This window comes from Allomuricauda sp. CAU 1633 (genome assembly GCF_017313225.1).
GTDB lineage: Bacteria > Bacteroidota > Bacteroidia > Flavobacteriales > Flavobacteriaceae > Flagellimonas.
The window spans coordinates 436,197-451,081 of record NZ_JAFLNE010000001.1; the positions used below are offsets into that span (position 1 = coordinate 436,197).

Sequence of the window (14,885 nt, forward strand, 5' to 3'; positions counted from 1 at the left end):
GATTATCGGGTATTTTGTACTTTTGCAATCCAAAAAATAAGATTTGCCTAAAATTGGAAACATAGAACTTCCTGATTTTCCATTGTTGCTTGCCCCAATGGAAGATGTGAGCGACCCTCCTTTTCGTGCTTTGTGCAAGGAACAGGGGGCAGATGTGGTATATACGGAGTTCATTTCTTCAGAAGGATTGATCAGGGATGCCGCTAAAAGTGTCATTAAACTGGACATTTACGAAAAGGAACGTCCCGTGGGTATCCAAATTTTTGGTGCTGAGCTGGATTCCATGTTGCAAGCCGTGGACATTGTTGAAAAATCCAACCCAGATATCATTGACATCAATTTTGGTTGTCCGGTTAAAAAAGTGGTGTGCAAAAATGCAGGGGCTGGGATTCTTCGTGATATTCCCTTGATGGTGAAACTGACGGAGGAAATGGTAAAGCGGACAAAACTTCCTGTCACCGTTAAGACCCGCTTGGGCTGGGATTCCGATTCTATCAAAATTGTTGAGGTTGCAGAGCGATTGCAGGATGTGGGGATTGAAGCCATTTCTATCCACGGGCGAACCCGGGTGCAGATGTACAAGGGTGAAGCCGATTGGAAGCCCATTGCTGAAGTTAAGAACAACCAAAGAATGCATATTCCGGTATTTGGCAATGGTGATGTGGACACGCCGGAAGCCGCTGTTAAAATGCGTGACGAATACGGTTTGGATGGCGCTATGATTGGACGAGCGAGTATTGGCAATCCATGGTTTTTCAAAGAGGTAAAACACTACTTTAAAACGGGCCAACACTTAAGCCCTCCCACCATGGAAGAACGTGTTGAGGCTGCTCGACGTCATTTGCAAATGGCCATTGATTGGAAAGGTGAAAAATTAGGGGTTTTTGAAACCAGAAGACACTACACCAACTATTTTAAAGGGATTCCACACTTCAAGGAGTACCGTATGAAAATGGTGACCAGTGATGACGCTGCCAATGTTTTTGCTGCCTTTGATGAGGTATTGGAAAAATTTGGAGACTTCCAATTCGCTTAGTTCATAATCAACTTTTTGGTAATACGACTACTCGCAATTTTGGAGGAAATAAAACCCAAGACTACGATCGTGGCCAATACCAATAGTACGTTCATGATGTTGTATTCTACTGGATACGCCAAGGATGGCGTGATTTTCAACCAACTGAATGCCAATTGCGAAGCAATCAACAAAGAACCTATCAAAACTCCAATAAGGCCACCCAAAGAAGTCACCAAAAGGCCTTGGATAAAATAAATCCTTCGCAATTCTTTAAGGGTTGTTCCCAAACTGAACAGTGTTTTTGAATTCTGTTGTTTGTCCAAAATCATCATGATAATAGCCCCGACCACATTAAAAAGAGCAATAATCAACACCAAAGTAAAAATGAGATAAGTCGCCAAATTTTCTGTTTTCAGCATACGGTGTAGGGTGCTGTTCTGCTCTTGTCGGGTCAACACAAAAACTTTATTCCCTAAAATGGTGTTGATGGAGGCTTTCACCTCATCAACGGAAGCTCCTTCATTCAATTTAAAGTTGATGCCCGAGATTTGTGTACTGTCACGTTCCAATAACTCCTGGACCAATGGGAGCTGCGCAAAAACATACTTTTTATCCAGATTTTCTTCCACAGCATACACACCACTCAACACCAAAGAAAGTTGGTTGTAGGGTTGCCCCTGCTGAGCAAGAGAGCCCTTACCCGGTTTGGGCACCAAAACCGTCATGGGGTTTCTGTAATTGTCAATGGGCACACCAAGCTGGTTGTAGATACCAATGCCCATGACCCCGTTGTATTCCATTTCACCCCAATTGCCAAAATAAAGGGTACTGTCCACACCGGTTACCGCTCTATAATTTTCGTCTATTCCTTTAATATAAGCGATGCAGCTTTTTTCCTTGAAGGTGAGATAGGCCCTTTCCTCCAGCTCCTTGGAATAATTGGCTAAGCCAGAAACCGAATTTAGAGCAGTTTCATCATCGGGGGAAATGGAAAAGTACTTCCCAGTTGTAGGCAAAGCCTTGAGATCAGGATCAAAGGTGTTGGAAAAAGAGAGACTAAAGGTTTTTAGCCCAGCAAAGGCCGAAAGCACAATAAATAAGGCGGCAGACCCGATGACAATCACCAAAAAAGTGATGAAATTGATGATGTTTACCGCATTTTGATTGCTCTTTGAGCGCAGATAACGTTTAGCGATATACAGCGGAAAGTTCAAAATCAGGATTTCTTTCGTTTATCAAGTAAGTCTCGATTTTCAATGGGATTTTCTTCACCTTTGAGTGATTTTTCAATATTGTCGATATATTCCAAGGAATCGTCCAGATAAAAATTGAGTTCGGGCACCCTGCGCAATTGGTGCTTGGTACGTTGGGCCAAGTCATACCGAATAGCCACCTGATTGGCTTTAATGCCATCCAGCAATTCTTTGGCATTTTTGTTGGGAAAAATACTCACGTACACTTTGGCTATGGATAAATCCGTGGTAACAGAGACTTTAGTAACTGATATCAAAGTTCCCTTAAGTCCACCATCCGTTGCCGCCCGTTGCAGGATATCCGCCAAGTCTTGTTGGATGATTCCCGCTATTTTCTTTTGCCGTTGTGTTTCCTCCATATTGCAAAAATAAGCGAAATACTGACTAACCTCATGATATGGTGTCCTTTCAGTGTGTAATTTAGGGGACAAGAAAGTCATTCGAGCCAAAAAAAAAGGAATCTAATGGACAAAATTGAACATATAGGGATAGCCGTAAAGGATTTGGAAGCATCGAACAGTTTGTTCGCCAAACTTCTGGGCGTTCCACATTATAAAACAGAAGAAGTGGCATCAGAAGGGGTAAAGACCTCGTTTTTTAAATCGGGGCCCAATAAGATAGAACTTTTGGAAGCCACCAACCCAGAAAGCCCCATTGCCAAGTTTTTGGAAAAGAAAGGCGAGGGCATTCACCACATTGCTTTTGCGGTGGATGACATTGTTGCAGAAATCGCTAGATTGAGCGAAGAAGGGTTTGTTGTCTTAAACGAAACGCCCAAAAAAGGGGCAGATAATAAACTGGTGGCCTTCTTGCATCCCAAGGGCACCAACGGGGTGCTGGTGGAGCTTTGTCAGGAAATAAAAGCGGGGTAGCGGCGTTAAAACCTTGCGGTAAAGCAAAATAAACACTAATATTGCATCCGCAAAAATTCGGTCCTATAGCTCAGTTGGTTAGAGCACCTGACTCATAATCAGGTGGTCCCTGGTTCGAGCCCAGGTGGGACCACTTAAAACCCTTCTAAGTTGATAATTTGGAAGGGTTTTTTTATTTCTCTAAAATAATGGTATTGACTAAAACGCTCGGTTAAAAGATTAATCTTAAATTGAAGGTTAAAAATCAACCATGAGCAATAACCAGCCCAAGCCATTTTATATTAATCGAAGAAATTTTTTAAAAGGATCTACTGCGGCCCTGGCCTTATCATCATTTGGAGCTTACGGACTGGATATAATGTATTCTCCAAGAAAAATAAGGGTTGGCCTTATCGGGTGTGGGTGGTATGGAAAAAGTGATTTATTCAAACTGATTCAGGTGGCCAATGTTGAAGTGGTTTCGCTATGCGATGTGGACCGCAATTATTTGGAGGAAGCCGCAAAACTGGTTTCAGAACGACAGAAATCCGGTAAAAAACCACGTTTATACAAAGATTACCGCACAATGTTGGCCGAAAAGGATTTGGATATTGTGCTTATCGGTTCTCCAGACCACTGGCATGCGCTTCAAGCCATTGAGGCCATGGAAGCCGGAGCACATTTGTATTTGCAAAAACCCATAAGCCTTGATGTTTTGGAAGGCGAAGCTATTTTGGCCACCGCTCGAAAATTGGGAAAGAAGGTTCAAATAGGGACACAACGCAGAAGCACTCCACACTTGGTTGAGGGCAAGAAAAATATTATTGAAGCCGGATTGTTGGGCAAAATATCCCATGTGGATATGTGCTGTTATTACCACATGCGATGGAATGCGAATCCACCATTTCAGGAAATCCCTGATTATTTCGATTATGATTTGTGGTCCGGGCCCGCTTCCATGCGACCCTTTGTGGGTGTTCCACACCGAACTTGGCGTGCTTTTATGGAATATGGAAACGGGATTGTGGGCGATATGTGCGTCCACATGTTGGATACCGTGCGTTGGATGCTGGGACTGGGATGGCCCAAGAAGGTGAGCTCTACCGGGGGAATTTATGTGCAAAAAGACTCCATCGCCAATATTTCGGATACGCAAACTGCGGTATTTGAGTTTGATGAGCTGAATTGCATTTGGCAGCACCGCAGTTGGGGAACCCCTCCAGACCCTGAATATCCCTGGGCCTTTTTTATTTATGGCGAAAAAGGAACCTTAAAGGGAAGCGTTTATAAGTACGAGTTTATTCCAAATGATGGGGGTAAAACCATCAAAATGGATGCGCTGTATGAACGGGAGCAGTTTCCGGAAGATTTAAAGGAAAAAGACATTGAATTGCATACGGCTCCGGCTACAAGGGCCCACATGTTGGATTTACTGGCTGCCATTGAAAACGATACCCTCCCCGTGGCCGATGTGGAAGAAGGGCATATTTCAACCGCAAGTTGCATCATGGCTAATCTTTCCATGGATTTGAAACGCCCCTTGATTTACAATCCTCAACAAAGAATCATTGTTGATGACCCTGAAGCCACAGCATTATTAAAGCGGGAGTATCGAGGATCATGGCAGCATCCTTCGGAATACATGCTATGATTTCCCTGCCCACTTTTTTATCAAAATACATTTGTGTATCTTGTTTTTGCCTTGGTTTTTACATTCGGGGCATATCATTTTTCTGCAATGAACAAGAATATACACAGGGAAATTACACCATTGTCTCAAGACGATAGTTTTTTGGTTTTTGACAGGGTTAAGAAGCATTTTGATTTTCCAATACATTTTCATCCTGAATATGAACTGAACTTTATTTGGAATGGCAAAGGTGTTCGAAGAGTGGTTGGGGACAGCATGGAGGAAATTGACAATATAGAGCTTGTTTTGGTTGGGCCCAATTTGGAACATGGTTGGGAAACGTACAATTGCAAGAGCAACAAAATTTACGAGATTACGATTCAGTTCCATAATGACCTGTTTGATGAGAAATTGCTTTCCAGGCGTATTTTTAAATCCATCAAAGAAATGCTGCACCGCTCCAATAGGGGCATTCTTTTTTCGCGCAAGATTTCCAAAGATTTGAAGACAAGAATCATGGCACTTTCAAAGATTGACAGCATGGATTATTTCATGGAATTGCTGTCCATTTTACAAGACTTGGCCAATTCACGCAACCAAAGGCAGTTGTCCACCTACAGTTCTTCCATCAATGATGTATTTGAGAACAGCGACCGCATAAAAATGGTGTACGATTTTATCCATCAAAATTTTGAACGGAAAATTACCCTTGCCGAAATTTCAGAATTGGTGAACATGAGTCCGGGAACGTTCAACAGGTTCATAAAAAAACGCACAGGGCGAACGTTTATAGAATATACCAATGAAACCCGGATTAGTTATGCGTCTAGATGGTTGATAGAATCCAACATGAATGTTTCTGAAATTAGCTATAAGTGCGGCTTCAACAACATTGCCAATTTCAACAGGATCTTCAAAAAGATTAAGAAATGTACTCCCAGTGAGTTCAAAGAAAAGTTTGAAGGCATAAAAAAAGTGCTTTAACCAAAGGGGTTCTCGGCGCTCAACGAAATACAGGCCCTTGTGGTATGGTAGGGGGCCTTCCACATACTTACTTTGTCCTCTTGGGTATATGGAGCTCCATTTTTATCAACCCGAAAATGCCATTCCCCGTTTTCATGGTCGATCAAATGTTTTTTGGCAAATTTCCAAATGGATAAAGCGGTTTCAATATACTTGGCATTGTTGGTTACATCATAAACATACCCTAACCCAACAATGGCCTCCATTTGGGGCCACCAATGCCGGTCTTGGTCCACGTGCCCCGTTTTGGTGTTCTTTTCATTGATTACCCCCATGTCATCATCAATAGCCTCCTGTAAAAATGTGTTAGCCACCCGAATGGCAGTATCCTGAACTTCTTTTAACAATGCGTTGTTCTTTAAGCGCTTGACGGCCTCAATTACCAACCATGCGGTTTCAATATCATGTCCATACGAAACTACAGAGCTTAATAAGTTCCAATTTGTATCAAAGAAAAGATCATAGTGATTTTCAACTGTTAAAAATCTTTCCTGAAAGAGGAAAACAAGCTCTTTGAGCGAACTCTTTAGTTGGTCGTTTTCATAAATATCCGAAAGACGGGTATAGGCCTCCAAAATATGAAGATGGGTGTTCATGGTCTTAGAGGCATTCATGTCCTTTGTGCTAAGGCGCATATCCTCAATGGGCGACCAATCTTCGCGGAAGGCTTCCAGATATCCCCCATTTAGGGGATCCTTAGCCACTTTTTCGATGATTTCAAAAAGTTGAATGGCCCATTGTTTTGCCTCTTCATTTTTGGATAAAATGTAATACTCGGAAAGGGCGTAGATGGCAAAAGCTTGGGCATAAATTTGTTTTCGAGTGTTAATGGGGTTTCCCGTATAATCCAGTTCCCAAAACACTCCAGAATGAATAGAATCCTTAAAATGGTCTTTTAGATATTCGTGGGCGCGATCACATATAAATTGGTATTCATTGGTTTTCAAATGGTTGGAAGCTGCACTAAACGACCATAGAATTCTTGTGTTCAGGATAATGCCTTTGGGGGCATTTGATACTATTTTGTTCCGGTGATCAATTCGCCCCCAAAAACCACCATGATCAAAATCGAGGGTATTTTGGCTCCAATAGTTGAGGATTCGGTCCAACTCCGTTCTTAATTCAGATTGCAGCACTTGAAGGGGCTGTGGCATCAATACAAACCTTTATTTTTTTGAATCAATTTGAGAATGGTTTTCACTGAATGGGCCGAGGTAAATTTATCTTCAGGAGAATTTACAATATAATCCATCAGCTTATCAATACTTGAAACGGCCACATGCATTCTAGTGTCTGAAGATGCATAGTAAATGTATACTGTTCCATCATCATCAACGATCCAACCGTTTGCGAAAAGTACATTGGAAACATCCCCTGTACGCTCGCCATTAATGGGTGCCATAAAATATCCGGCAGGTTGGTAGGTCACTTTTGAAATATCCTTTAAATCGGTCATAAACATGTAAAGTGTATACCGGAGTCCAGCTGCTGTTTTACGCACGCCATGGGCCAAATGCAACCAACCTTTTGGCGTTTTTATGGGAGCTGGTCCTTGGCCATTTTTGAGCTCGTAAACGGTGTGGTACACTTTGTTGTTTATGATCTTTTCGTCTTTAACCACAGGATTTGCCATATCATCTACATACCCCAATCCTATTCCGCCGCCACTTCCCACATTTATAAAACCATCTTGGGGCCTGGTGTATATGGCATATTTCCCGTTTACAAATTCTGGGTGCAATACCACGTTGCGTTGCTGTCCTGAGTTGGAGACCAAATCGGGCAACCTTTCCCAGCGCTTTAGATCTTGTGTTCTCACAATCCCCGCATTGGCAATGGCAGAGCTTGTATCATCTGGTGAAGCTTTTGGGTCTTTTCGTTCGGTGCAGAAAATGCCATAGATCCATCCATCCTCATGCTCTGTTAAACGCATGTCGTATACATTGGTGTCTGGGTTTCCAGGGATTTCAGGAATGAGAAAGGGCTCGTCCCAAAACCTAAAATTATCAATGCCATTTGGACTTTCGGCCATAGCAAAAAATGATTTTCGATCATTCCCCTCCACTCTAAGGCAGAGTAGGTAATGGCCATTGCGCTTTATAGCTCCTGCATTAAAGGTACTGTTGAACCCAATACGTTCCATCATGTATGGATTGGTTCCTGGATTAAGGTCATATCTCCAATGCAAAGGAATATGGTCTGGGGTTACAATCGGAAATTCAAATCGCTGATAAACCCCATTGGATTTAGCCACTAGCTTATTTGTCCTGCCCAACAATTTTAGCTGTTCAGCTTTCAGTGCCTCAAAGCTTTCTTTAAATAATGTATCCATTTAGTCTAGTTGTTCGTTCAATCTGTTCCACCAGAATTTTTTAAGAAGCAAAAGGCTCAATGCCATAATGCCTAGGGTTATCCAAAAGGGTAGGGTTTGTCTAAAAATGAGATACATTGGAAGTACCATAAAAGTGGTTTGGGCAATAATGCCTACAAACACATTAAACATGTCCCTACCAAAATCGGTATTCTTTGACGTGTCTGGATTTTCGGCAAGAACCTTATCGTGAATAGGCTTCCAAAAACCCCAAGGACGCACATTTTTATAAAAAGTTTTTAAAGTTTCCTCGTCAGTAGGGGGTGCGGAGTATGTGCCAATAATGCCACCAAGCAAAGAGACCACCAACAATATGGGAAACAAATAGAGTTCCAAAGCATTTGGGAACAACTCCGGCACAATGGCTGCGGATAGGAGACCAGCGACCATTCCCCAGAAAAACCCTTCCCCGTTAAAACGCCACCAATACCATTTTAAAACATTAGATCCTACGTAGCTTCCATACAGGATGGAAACAATCCATTGCAACACGGAGTTGACATCTTTGGCGAAAAAACCCAACACAATACTGAAGATTACAACACAGATACCAGAGAGGTAATTCATATTCCGCACCTGTTTTATGGAGGCGTTTGGGTTGCGATACTTCAGGTAGATGTCATTGACCAGATAGGCTTGAGCGGCGTTGAGGGTTCCTGCAAAGGTGGACATAAATGCGGCAATCAAGCCCGCCAACAGCAAACCCAATAGTCCTATGGGTGCAAATTCTATCATAGCTGTAGGCAAAATCAGTTCAAAATCAATTTCACCTGCGGCGTTCATCAAATCCAGTTTTTCATAGTAAATCAATGCCAAGGCCGCAAAGCCCGCAATCATGAAATAGCGAATAGGAATGAGCACCACAGATACAAAACCACTCATTTTGGAGGCCTCTGCAGGCGATTTGGTGGAAAGGATTTTCTGCATGTCGTAATTGGGTGCTGGCCCGGCCAAACTGACCAAAACTCCTTTAAAGACCATCATCATAAAAAAGATGGTGAACAGCCCAAAACCATCAGAGCGTATCTTGTCGTTGACCTTTGGAATGATATGGCTCCAATCCAGATTGAGCTCCCAACCGAAAAATGGAGACATCCAACCTTCGGGAACATGTAATGGATTGTTTCCCACAGCTTGAAACCCAAGATAACCAATCACCAATGCGGCAATGGTCATTATGGCAAATTGGACCACGTCGGCCAATACAATTCCAGACATTCCTCCTATCAGGGAATAGAAAACTGCAAAAAAGGTGAAGACCGTACCATAGAAATGAGGAACATACTCCAATGGAACCTCAAAAGGAACATAGGCATTGATGACTTCCCAGGGAATAAAAATTTCAACAAATTTGCCCAAGCCTATAAAGCCATACGCCAAATACCCCAGGCACATGATCAACGCAAAAATTACAACTATAATGTGTGATTGCTTTGCTCCTTTTTTAAAACCGAAACGGGTTCCAATCCATTCCGCTCCAGTTGTGGCATTGGAACGTCTTAACCATTTGGAGAGGTAGACCATTAAGAATATTTGGTTGAAAACAGGCCACAGCCATGGAATCCAAGCACTTTTGATTCCATAAACGAACATAAGGGTGACCAGCCAAATGGTTCCTGAAATATCGAACATGCCGGATGCATTTGACAGCCCTAGTAGATACCATGGGATTGATTTTCCGCCCAAGAGGTATGCTTCTTTGCTCTTTTGGGCACTTTTCTTGACCACCAACCCAATGATTACGGTCGATAGTAAATAAACAGCTATGATGGTAATATCAAGTGTAGAGAGCATATTTATTGGGTATCGATGGTTTGAAGGTTGCCCAAAAGGAGTATATCTTGGGATTTACAGAATTGTCTAAAATCCGTCTCGCTTTTATGCCCTGGAAAAGGCACATAATGATGGGATTCCCGCGCATTTCTCCAGAATAATATCCATGCAATACCTGAAGCCCTTATATTGGGATAGAGTATCTCGGTAAACCATTTTTCATTTGGGATTTTCTCCAAACCTGTTTCAGTGAAGGCGTATAACTTATTCTTTCTTTTGGCGATACTTCGCAGTATCTTCAAGTTCTCTTTTACATTTTTGGCATAGGTTTCAGAATCATTATGATCGTAAATGTCAGCACCCAGAATATCCACATAAGCATCACCTGGATAATATTTTAAGAAAGTGCTCTCAGAATCAACAATGTTGGGCGAATAGGCATACAGAATTTGATGCACCCTGTGTTTGTCCCTTAATAGGTGCACGGTTTGTTTCCAAAGCGCGACATAATCAGAAGGGGAACAATTACCATCCCCCCACCAAAACCAGTTTCCGTTCATTTCGTGAAACGGCCTAAAAATCACTGGGATTTCCTTTCCCTCATATTTTAAGGACTTTACGAAATTGGCCAAACGTTCTACCCAATGTTCATACTTTTTTATATAAGCTCCACCAGGGATTATTTTGTCAACAGCCGATATGGTATCCCAAGAACTACCATCAGAAAAAGGGTTGTTAAGGTGCCAACTTAGGGTAATAATGCCTCCTTTTTTATACGCTTCTTGAATGTTCCTTCGCATTGGCGCAAAACCAACAGTGTCCAGATTATGTGTTTTGTCCAATTCTATATGTCCCAAATCAAACCCATATACCCCGGGAAAATCCCCAGTTGCTTTTTGTACATCACTCTCAAACGCATGAACCGCTGCATCGTATTTCCAACCTACCCCATATCCAGGAGAATCTTGATGGCCCAAGATGATACCTTTCTTTGAAGTGAGGAAAAGTTTTTTGTGCAACCTTTTTGTCGGCGGGGAAAGCTTTTTGTCTACCATAGGTGTTTTTTCATATCCAGCATTGTAGAGAGGCTTACAAGAAACCGCCGAAACCAGTAGTACTAGTAAATATAGGTTCTTTTCTATCCCAATATTGGACCTCATGGTTTTCAAAATAAATGATATGTTCGGGCTCAATGTCTGGCAGAATGAGGATAATAGAAGCAAATTTAACAAGGACTGTTATAAAATATATGATATTATTTATTCAAATATCCAAAGTATATTTTCAAAAGAAACGATGTGTTCCTTACTTAAAAATTACCAGAATGATTGATGATTATTCCCTTAATGATTTTAATTAATTGATAATCAAATAATTGAACACATTTTTTAAATATTGAAAAGTCGAGTCAACCTTAACATTTAATATAAAGCAATCGAACAATGGGTGATTGTTTTTATTGAGCGCATTATTTTGAAAAAATGCGTGATAATACAATCCTCAAAAAAACCACTTTCTTTTTTAAAAACCCCCAATAATAAAAGTATTAAAATAGATAAATTATATAAATGGGTTGAAATCTTTAAATGGCTTTACGGTATAATCATACGCAGTTAACAAAATATTATACTACAAAATGCTCAAATAGTATTATGTGGGAGTAGGCTGTTCAAATAAATTTGTTTAACCAAAAACGCTTATTTTTTTCGATACTCTATTTTCAGGTGTCAATTATTAAGGACTAAACAAATTTGATTTGAGAATTATGGGAAATATTAAATGTAAAGAAGGGAGTGCCTTACGGTTTTATGGCACGATGTTCTTCTTTGGCCTTATGGTGCAATTGACTTTGGCCCAGAATAGGGTCAGTGGAGTTATAACCGACTCCAATAACATGGGCATACCGGGGGCCAATATTGTAGAGAAAGGCACTTCTAATGGTGTGGTTTCTGATTTTGATGGGAATTATATCATTGAAGTTGGTGAGAATGCCACCTTGGTCATCAGCTATATTGGATTTGTTACCCGAGAGGTTGCCGTTAATGGTAGAACGTCCATAAATATTGTTTTGGAGGAAAGCCTAAGTGAACTGGATGAAGTGGTGGTCATTGGTTATGGTACCCAACTGAAGGAGGAATTGTCCGGGTCCGTAGCCAATATTGCCGTAGAAAACATTGAAAAAATACCCCAAATTAGTATAGATCAATTGATTCAGGGTAGGGCTGCAGGGGTCACTGTCACCCAGAACAGCGGGCGACCTGGAGGTGCCGTTTCGGTCAGAATTAGGGGAGTCGGGTCCATTAATGCATCAGCAGAACCCTTATATATTGTAGATGGAGTTCCAATTTCTGGGGACAGCCGAAATACCGGAGGAAGTGGAAGGTTTTTTGAGAATAGCTCGGGAAATCTGGCCGGCCTTAATCCCAATGACATTGAATCCGTGAATATTTTAAAAGATGCCTCGGCTACCGCAATTTATGGTTCAAGAGGTGCCAACGGAGTAGTGATCATCACCACGAAGAAAGGAAAGAGGGAAAGAAGCACCATGAATTATAGTGGTTATACAGCAATTCAGCAACCTACCAATATTATGCCTGTTCTGGACCTACAAGGATATGCCGGGCTACAAAATGAGATGCGGGAAGTGTTTCAGCTTCCGGAACAAATAGAATTTTTAAGACCTGGACTGCTGGGAAAAGGAACCAATTGGCAAAAGGAAATATTTGACGATGCCCTTTTGCAAAACCATCAATTGTCTTTTTCCGGGGGCAGTGAAAAAACACAATATTACCTCTCCACCGGATATACAGATCAGCAAGGAACAGTAAAAGGCTCTGGGTTTGACAGGACCTCGATTAGACTGAATTTGGACTCGCAAATTTTGGATAAAGTTAAAGTGGGCATTAATCTTACCGCCAGCAGAACCAACGAAAGCATTGTAGCCAATGGAGATTCTAGGGGTATTGTTGCTTTGGCGCTGAGAAATAATCCTGCCGTAGCGGTTTTCAATGCAGATGGTTCCTATGCCGGACCGGTCACGGCTGAAGAGATTGCATTGGCGGTACCCAACCCCATTGCTCAGCTGGAGAATACCGATAACGATTTAAGGAAGGACCAACTCTTGGGCAATGTGTATGCTGAAATCGATATTCTAAAAAACTTTAAGTTGAGAAACGAGTTCGGGGGATCCTTTGGATACAATAAAAATACACTCTTTCAAAAAGCATTTGCGTATGGGGCAATTTCGTTTGACAATCCCACATTGACAAAAACCAATGAGGACTTTGATTATTGGATTGTCAAAAATCTATTGACCTATTCCAACAACTTTGGAGGAAAACATGATGTAACTGTCTTGGTAGGTCATGAAGCGCAACAATCCTCTTATAATGGAATAATTACAACGGGATCTGGCTTTGTGGACAATAGTAACCCCACCTTAAACAATGCCGATGCCGATACCTATATTATTGATGAATACAAGGGGAGCAATTCGTTGGAATCGTATTTCAGCCGTTTGATTTATTCCTTTGATAGCAAGTACAGTCTTACAGCTTCCATACGGGCGGATGGCTCTTCGCGATTCGCTGAAGGCAATAAATGGGGGTATTTCCCATCCGTTTCGGCAGCATGGAGATTGTCCAACGAAAAATTCATGGAAGATTTCACAGCAATCCAAAACATCAAGTTCTTCGGAGGATATGGTGAAGTAGGTAACCAGGAAATTAGCAACAACCCATTCCTATCTATATTAAACACGAATGCCACACAATTGGGCACCGCTTTTTCGGTGTCCAATATTCCAAACCCAGATGTGCGATGGGAAACTTCAAAGCAGACCAACCTGGGAGTTGACTTTTCCTTGTTTGGAGGACATTTGAACACCACAGTTGAGGTATATCGAAAAGTCAATAGTGATTTCCTCTTCCAGTTGGGTCTTAACGACTTTGTGCTCGGCGGAGACTCCAGCATTGCAGGATCCATTACCCCACCATGGGTAAATTTAGGAGAAATGGAGAATAAGGGTATCGATGTCACTCTCAACTTTGACACCCTTAGCGCGGGTGCATTTTCATGGAACTCCACCCTTACCTTCTCCCATTATAAAAATGAGGTCTTGGAGTTGGTTGACGGATTGACCATTAATGGCCAAACCGATTTGGATGATACCAACCAAATACTTACCGAAACAAAAGTAGGCGAACCCATCGGTGTATTTTATGGATATCAAGTGGAAGGATTGTTTCGATCTGTGGATGATTTAAATAATGCCCCTATTCAATTTGGACAACCTGTGGGGGATGCAAGTGCTGTAGGTAGAACATGGCTTGGGGATATTAAGTTCAAGGACGTAAACGGAGATGGTGTTGTGGATGGCGAAGATAGAACGGTAATTGGTAGCCCCCATCCCGATTTTACTTTCGGTTGGCAGAACAATTTCAGTTACAAGGGTTTTGATTTATCCATTTTTGTGCAAGGATCCTACGGAAATGAGATTTTCAATGCGCTTAACCGGTCATTAACAGGTACTAATTTAACCTACCGGAATCAATTGGAATCAGTTCGGGATTTTTGGACTTTCCAAAATCCAGATGCCACACACCCCAGATATACAAGCAATGCCACACCCAATATATTTATCTCGGACAGATATATAGAAGATGGGTCTTATGTCAGAATTCAAAACGTAAAATTGGGATATCAGATTCCATCCAAAGTATTGGATAAAATAGGAGCATTAAACAAGGTTAACATCTATGGCTCTGTGCAGAACCTTTACACCTTTACCAACTATTCTGGGTACGACCCAGAGGTAGGAGCGTTCAACCAAAACCCTCTGTTGGCCGGTGTTGACAATGGAAGATATCCACTTCCAAGGACCTTCACTTTTGGGATTGACATTGATTTTTAATTAAATAAAAGATAGCTAGAATTATGAAAAAAGGATTAAATGTTACAAAATTAG

General features: G+C 41.6%; 11 protein-coding genes and 1 tRNA gene. 6 read left to right on the forward strand and 6 right to left on the reverse strand.

The genetic code is table 11. The annotated features are described in order from the left end of the window. The first annotated feature begins 43 nt into the window (after positions 1–43). Complete coding sequence (gene dusB, locus J0X14_RS01940; RefSeq protein WP_207096067.1) at positions 44–1,036, forward strand: tRNA dihydrouridine synthase DusB; 993 nt, start codon at positions 44–46, stop codon at positions 1,034–1,036. On the opposite strand, the gene J0X14_RS01945 is transcribed toward dusB, so the two are convergent. After that, positions 1,033–2,232, reverse strand: a complete 1,200-nt coding sequence (locus J0X14_RS01945) for an ABC transporter permease (RefSeq protein WP_207096068.1) — start codon at positions 2,230–2,232, stop codon at positions 1,033–1,035. The two genes, dusB and J0X14_RS01945, sit on opposite strands and share 4 nt — an antisense overlap. A gap of 2 nt (positions 2,233–2,234) precedes the next feature. Next, positions 2,235–2,630: a 30S ribosome-binding factor RbfA gene (gene rbfA, locus J0X14_RS01950; protein WP_207096069.1), complete on the reverse strand. Its 396-nt coding sequence runs from the start codon at positions 2,628–2,630 to the stop codon at positions 2,235–2,237. 105 nt (positions 2,631–2,735) lie between these two features. On the opposite strand from rbfA, the gene mce reads away from it, so the two are divergent. The 4 genes from mce to J0X14_RS01970 all read left to right on the forward strand — a co-directional run bounded on the left by mce (position 2,736) and on the right by J0X14_RS01970 (position 5,736). Then, positions 2,736–3,143: a methylmalonyl-CoA epimerase gene (mce, locus tag J0X14_RS01955; RefSeq protein ID WP_207096070.1), complete on the forward strand. Its 408-nt coding sequence runs from the start codon at positions 2,736–2,738 to the stop codon at positions 3,141–3,143. A 59-nt stretch (positions 3,144–3,202) separates the two neighbouring features. Then, a tRNA-Ile gene (locus J0X14_RS01960) sits at positions 3,203–3,276 on the forward strand. Positions 3,277–3,393: 117 nt separating this feature from the next. Continuing rightward, entirely contained in the window at positions 3,394–4,773 is a 1,380-nt protein-coding gene (locus J0X14_RS01965; RefSeq protein WP_207096071.1) for a Gfo/Idh/MocA family oxidoreductase, read from the forward strand. Between the two features lie 87 nt (positions 4,774–4,860). Continuing rightward, entirely contained in the window at positions 4,861–5,736 is an 876-nt protein-coding gene (locus J0X14_RS01970; RefSeq protein ID WP_207096072.1) for an AraC family transcriptional regulator, read from the forward strand. On the opposite strand, the gene J0X14_RS01975 is transcribed toward J0X14_RS01970, so the two are convergent. The 4 genes from J0X14_RS01975 to J0X14_RS01990 are packed head-to-tail and all read right to left on the reverse strand — an operon-like array spanning position 5,733 to position 11,079. Continuing rightward, positions 5,733–6,929, reverse strand: a complete 1,197-nt coding sequence (locus J0X14_RS01975; protein WP_207096073.1) for an AGE family epimerase/isomerase — start codon at positions 6,927–6,929, stop codon at positions 5,733–5,735. The genes J0X14_RS01970 and J0X14_RS01975 overlap by 4 nt on opposite strands. Then, positions 6,929–8,107 carry a glycosidase gene (locus J0X14_RS01980; RefSeq protein ID WP_207096074.1) on the reverse strand — a complete coding sequence of 393 codons (1,179 nt, stop codon included), beginning with the start codon at positions 8,105–8,107 and terminating at the stop codon, positions 6,929–6,931. The genes J0X14_RS01975 and J0X14_RS01980 overlap by 1 nt, the downstream gene beginning before the upstream one ends. Next, entirely contained in the window at positions 8,108–9,940 is a 1,833-nt protein-coding gene (locus J0X14_RS01985) for a sodium:solute symporter family protein (protein WP_207096075.1), read from the reverse strand. Positions 9,941–9,942: 2 nt separating this feature from the next. After that, positions 9,943–11,079, reverse strand: coding sequence for a glycoside hydrolase family 26 protein (locus tag J0X14_RS01990; protein ID WP_207096076.1), 1,137 nt, complete (start codon positions 11,077–11,079; stop codon positions 9,943–9,945). 605 nt (positions 11,080–11,684) lie between these two features. Here J0X14_RS01990 and J0X14_RS01995 point away from each other — a divergent pair. Beyond that, positions 11,685–14,831, forward strand: a complete 3,147-nt coding sequence (locus tag J0X14_RS01995) for a SusC/RagA family TonB-linked outer membrane protein (RefSeq protein WP_207096077.1) — start codon at positions 11,685–11,687, stop codon at positions 14,829–14,831. Positions 14,832–14,885 lie beyond the last annotated feature (54 nt).

Bases quoted from the DNA above. Each gene is read 5' to 3' on its own strand.
- rbfA (WP_207096069.1), bottom strand. From the start codon at position 2,630: ATGGAGGAAACACAACGGCAAAAGAAAATAGCGGGAATCATCCAACAA.
- mce (WP_207096070.1), top strand. From the start codon at position 2,736: ATGGACAAAATTGAACATATAGGGATAGCCGTAAAGGATTTGGAAGCA.
- J0X14_RS01965 (WP_207096071.1), top strand. From the start codon at position 3,394: ATGAGCAATAACCAGCCCAAGCCATTTTATATTAATCGAAGAAATTTT.
- J0X14_RS01970 (WP_207096072.1), top strand. From the start codon at position 4,861: ATGAACAAGAATATACACAGGGAAATTACACCATTGTCTCAAGACGAT.
- J0X14_RS01975 (WP_207096073.1), bottom strand. From the start codon at position 6,929: ATGCCACAGCCCCTTCAAGTGCTGCAATCTGAATTAAGAACGGAGTTG.
- J0X14_RS01980 (WP_207096074.1), bottom strand. From the start codon at position 8,107: ATGGATACATTATTTAAAGAAAGCTTTGAGGCACTGAAAGCTGAACAG.
- J0X14_RS01985 (WP_207096075.1), bottom strand. From the start codon at position 9,940: ATGCTCTCTACACTTGATATTACCATCATAGCTGTTTATTTACTATCG.
- J0X14_RS01990 (WP_207096076.1), bottom strand. From the start codon at position 11,079: ATGAGGTCCAATATTGGGATAGAAAAGAACCTATATTTACTAGTACTA.
- J0X14_RS01995 (WP_207096077.1), top strand. From the start codon at position 11,685: ATGGGAAATATTAAATGTAAAGAAGGGAGTGCCTTACGGTTTTATGGC.